The 4,416-nt window shown below is 38.3% G+C and carries 5 protein-coding genes; 2 read left to right on the forward strand and 3 right to left on the reverse strand.

The window, feature by feature from the left end:
• Positions 1-1,301: 1,301 nt before the first annotated feature.
• Both HII30_RS21760 and HII30_RS21190 read right to left on the reverse strand, forming a co-directional pair.
• Positions 1,302-1,631 carry a protein tyrosine phosphatase gene (locus HII30_RS21760; RefSeq protein ID WP_169507042.1) on the reverse strand — a complete coding sequence of 110 codons (330 nt, stop codon included), beginning with the start codon at positions 1,629-1,631 and terminating at the stop codon, positions 1,302-1,304.
• Between the two features lie 215 nt (positions 1,632-1,846).
• A complete protein-coding gene (locus HII30_RS21190) occupies positions 1,847-2,746 on the reverse strand; it encodes a GIY-YIG nuclease family protein (RefSeq protein WP_169507038.1) in 900 nt (299 codons plus the stop codon).
• 329 nt (positions 2,747-3,075) lie between these two features.
• Here HII30_RS21190 and HII30_RS21195 point away from each other — a divergent pair, with 329 nt between their 5' ends.
• Positions 3,076-3,309 (forward strand): hypothetical protein, encoded by a 234-nt coding sequence (locus HII30_RS21195; RefSeq protein ID WP_169507039.1) that lies wholly within the window; start codon positions 3,076-3,078, stop codon positions 3,307-3,309.
• Positions 3,293-3,559: a type II toxin-antitoxin system RelE family toxin gene (locus HII30_RS21200; protein WP_246246821.1), complete on the forward strand. Its 267-nt coding sequence runs from the start codon at positions 3,293-3,295 to the stop codon at positions 3,557-3,559. Before HII30_RS21195 ends, HII30_RS21200 begins: the two co-directional genes overlap by 17 nt.
• A gap of 262 nt (positions 3,560-3,821) precedes the next feature.
• Here HII30_RS21200 and fosB read toward each other — a convergent pair whose 3' ends face one another.
• On the reverse strand, positions 3,822-4,244 hold the full coding sequence (gene fosB / locus HII30_RS21205) for a metallothiol transferase FosB (protein ID WP_169507041.1): 423 nt from the start codon (positions 4,242-4,244) through the stop codon (positions 3,822-3,824).
• Positions 4,245-4,416: the final 172 nt, after the last annotated feature.

The following is a 4,416-nucleotide window of genomic DNA, read 5'->3' on the forward strand; positions in this document are numbered from 1 at the left end:
TATTAGCTTTTGAATATTCATGGTTATCACCTATTATATTATTTATTGATTTTGTTACTTTCAGTTTTCGGGAGTTTCATCTAACGTTCTCGCATTTACGAACTCGAAAGGCTTAAGGCGCGAAGCGCCGGGTGGCTTCGCCACTTAGCCTTGCAGGGTTGTTCGCCTGAATCTACCCACGGCTTCATCCTCATCTGGCGAACCGAGGGACGTATGTCCCGAAGCGAAAATGTAATGTTATGCGTTGTTACTGCCTTCTTTGAGATACGTAAACTTCCTTCATCGATTCACTACTCAAACCATGCTCTTCATCCGCGCCGCGAGCATCTTCGAATTCACTTCATATGTAGTATTATATATCGGTATTTGACTTAATAAGCTTGAAAAAGTTCATCCATTGTCCTGCAGTAATTACGCATAACGTTATTGTATTCACGACGTCCCACCGACTTAAGGCACCGTCAGGTGCCGGCCGCGATGCGGTTAGTCGGTGCGGATGTGTCCGGCTGATCCTACTTCCCGCTACTGAAATGCCTCTTCGAATCCTCTCCTAACTTCGTGCCGGACCGAGGGGCGACGGAGTCGACTCGATGCGTGAATATGGTGTTAGATGATGCTTCCGACTTCTCCGATACTTCTTTCAAACTGATGTTCCATCTCGTTCTTCATAAGTTCTTTTCTTTAATTGGGTACCAAAACCCACCACATACCTGTCTTTAAATTGATTACCTATCAATAACTCTCCGTATCAATTAACGTACCCAATATCCCTATCGTTGTTGGTCTAATATCATCATACCCTCCCATTTGATAAGTCGAAAAAATAAGGAAATTCTTTGTGTGGACTGTATGTACCTCAAGATCTTTGTTTCTTTCTGTCCAATGTTGAATGTAATCATCTCTTGAGGGATTAGTCATTATTAAAATGACTATCAAGATTAGAGTTAGTGATAATATAACTAATTTTATTAGCTTTTGAATATTCATGGTTATCACCTATTATATTATTTATTGATTTTGTTACTTTCAGTTTTCGGGAGTTTCATCTAACGTTTATGTATCTACGAACCCGAGAGGCTTAAGGCGGCTTGCTGCCGGGTGGCGTAGCCACTTAGCCTCGCAGGGTTGTCTGCCTGATTCCACTTCCCCGATTTTTCTTCCGCAGACCAAGGGCCGAATGGCCCGCAGCGTAGATACGATGTTATGAGATGTCGGGGGCTTCTTGATTTACTAACAAAAGTCCTTCGGTTTCAGTTATATCTTCTTTCTCTATTCATGTCTTGTTAATATTTCGAACTTAGTTATTCGGGCACTTCAATATGTTCTGATACTCTAGATTTCAATATTTCTATTAATTCTTCATCCATAAATTGATAATCGTCTGAGATATCAAGACAGATTAATCGTTTAGTCTTTAGACTGATTGGAAATTTATCTGTAAGCCTTCTCGTATGCTTCTTCTCCATTACAAAAATTAAGTCTGACCATCCAATGTGTCCTTCAGTTACCTTAATTCTCGCTCCTTCTTCCGTTCCCGCCGATCTTACTTCATAATTATTGTATCCATCAAAAATCTTCTCAGCAGTTAAACTACGCCATTTATTACGACTACAGATAAAAAGTAATTTAATGTCTTGTCACCTATCCCTTTATGATCTTTGGTTATTAATAACGAACTTAAATTATGTTTCCCCCGATTTCTTATAACGTTCCTGTATTCACGAACCCCAAAGGGGTTGTCTGCTGAAATTCCTCCTCGAAATCCATCCGCAGACCAAGGCTCCATCGGAGCCGCTGCTTGAATATTATGTTAGATGATGCTCTCACTTCTTCGAAAAGCTAACAATTAAGATTCTATCTGTCTATTCTCAAACTCATCTAAGTTTAATCCATTCTTCAATTTCCATTCTTTCCTTCCATTCATAGAACTGTTTCTGACTATAGCCGCTGCTGCTGAGGGAGATTTAAAATCAACATCCTTACACAACTTAAAGTAGCTCCCACTCTCTGAGGATTCAAAAAAATTATCTTCTTCAAGTTGTTTTCTTAACTTTGCATAATTATGACTAGCAAAACTACTAACATGATCTTTCCTAATGTAGGAACCTGCTAGTAGTCTATATGTTCCTTCTACGATCACAAGTTTCGCTTCCTTAGCACTCTCTCCTTTAGCGCCAGGAACACTCATATAGAAAACGTCGCTTTCTCTTTTGTTATTTTCAATTTTTTGATGATTTACTTCAGTCTTTGTAAAGTCTATAATCCCTAAATTATTAAGCACAAAAATAATATTTTCATTAAAGTCACTCATATCATCGCATTCCGAAATAGGCAACTTTGAACCTGGTGGTGTGTTTCCGTTAGTTGTTTCAATGGTTGTTTTATTTTTTAAAGAAATATCATAAAGTTCTCTCTCAAGGTATCTAACATGTGATTTTGTTAAATTGGCATCTTTACTAATGAATACTACAAAATCGTTCCACCAATCTTTTTGCTTAAACTGGTCTGCCATTCGTTTATTTACTTCATCGGCTTCACCTATGTAAATCTTCTTTTGATAAGAATCTTCTATTTCAGAAATCAATATGTAAATACCCGGCGAAGCCAGTTCTTCAATGTCTTGGAGCATTTGCACGTGTTTTCTTTGACCAATGTATGCTTTGCCTGTCCAATTACTAAGCTCGGCCGTTTTTAAGTTCTTGTATTTCTCTCCCATAATATAAAGTTTGATCGATTTCCCTCTCATTATTACAGTCTCCTTATCAGCTATATGGTATTTGCACTTTTCAACTCTTGAGAGTTTCATCTAACGTTTCTGTATCTGCGAACCCGAGAGGCTTAAGGCAGCTTGCTGCCGGGTGGCTTCGCCACTTAGCCTCGCAGGGTTGTCTGTTGAATCCCTTCTTCGAGAATACCTCTACAGACCAAGGAGCGTTAGCGACGCTGCGTAGATATAATGTTAGAGGATGTTGCTGGCATCTAGAAATACCTTCAAAGTTAGATTGTTTGTGATTTATCCTTTAATTAATGTTTAGTGTTATAATGTTTTTAATTAGTTCAAAGGAGTTGAACCGCATGGCTGTTTCAAAAGATCATTTAAATCAACTAATTCAACAATTGCCTGATGATCTCCTTCCGAAAGCTGCTGAATTTCTCGAAGGGCTAGTATCACAAAGACAGCGGCCTATCCCATGGGACGACGAACCAACTACACAACAAGATCTAGACGATATTAAAAAAGCAAAAGAAGCGTTTACACATGGTGAAACCATAAAATTAAAGGATGTTATTGATGAGTTACTCAATTGAGTTCGATAAAAATGCCTTTAAATATCTACAAAAATTAGACAAAAAAACACGTGTTCGAATTGTTCATTGCCTACAAATTCTCTCTGAAGATCCCTTCCACCCAGAACTTGACATTAAAAAGTTACAAGGAACTTACAACGATTTCCGATTACGTGTTGGAACATATCGAGTCATTTATACTGTTGAAAACCAAAAATTATTAGTGTATGTTATCAAAATTGGTTCCCGCGGAGACGTCTATAAATTCTAAAAATACAGTCTGTACTTTCAAAGTATAGGCTTTTTATTTCAGCAATTTCCTCTAACGTTACTGTATCTACGAACCCGAGAGGCTTAAAGGAGCGTAGCGACTGGGTGGCTCCGCCACTTAGCCTTGCAGGGTTGTCTGCTGAATCACCTCTTCGTAATTCCTCTTGCAGACCAAGGGCCGAATGGTCCGCGGCGTAGATACGTTGTTATCCGATGCTCCTGACTTCTTTGATCCACCTTCACATCATGTTATTAGTCCGTTATTATTCATAAAATATCATATGTGTTTTATTGTCCTTATAATATTCCATTCTATCTCTCAATTGACCTGTATGTAATTCAAACTTATGTCCATCAGGGTCTGTAAAGTATATTGATTTCTTGTCACGTTCATCTCGTTCTCTTCCGAGAAGTATGTTAACCATTAGATCTTCTAATTTTTTCTTATAGAATTCAAATTCTTCTTCCTTAATTGTAAATGCAATATGTGTATACGATTTGTTGAGATTATTCCTTTCAAAATCTGTTTCTTCATTCAAAGCAATCCATAATCCTTCTAAATCAAAATAAGCAAGCTTCCTGCCTCTTACTAGTAGTTTGGCACCAAAAACTTGCTCATAAAATTTAATAGATTCTATAAGATTAGAAACCGAAAAACAAAAGTGGTTTATACCTTGTATTGGCATGTATAATCATCCTATTTATTTAGTGTCTTTCAGGAGTTTCGGATAACGTTCTCGCATTTACGAACCCGAAAGGCTTAAGGCGCAAAGCGCCGGGTGGCTTCGCCACTTAGCCTTGCAGGGTTGTTCGCCTGAATCTACCCACGGCTTCATCCTCATCTGGCGAACCGAGGGA

Source organism: Paenibacillus lemnae (genome assembly GCF_012933385.1).
GTDB classification, from domain to species: Bacteria; Bacillota; Bacilli; order Paenibacillales; family Paenibacillaceae; genus Paenibacillus_AQ; species Paenibacillus_AQ lemnae.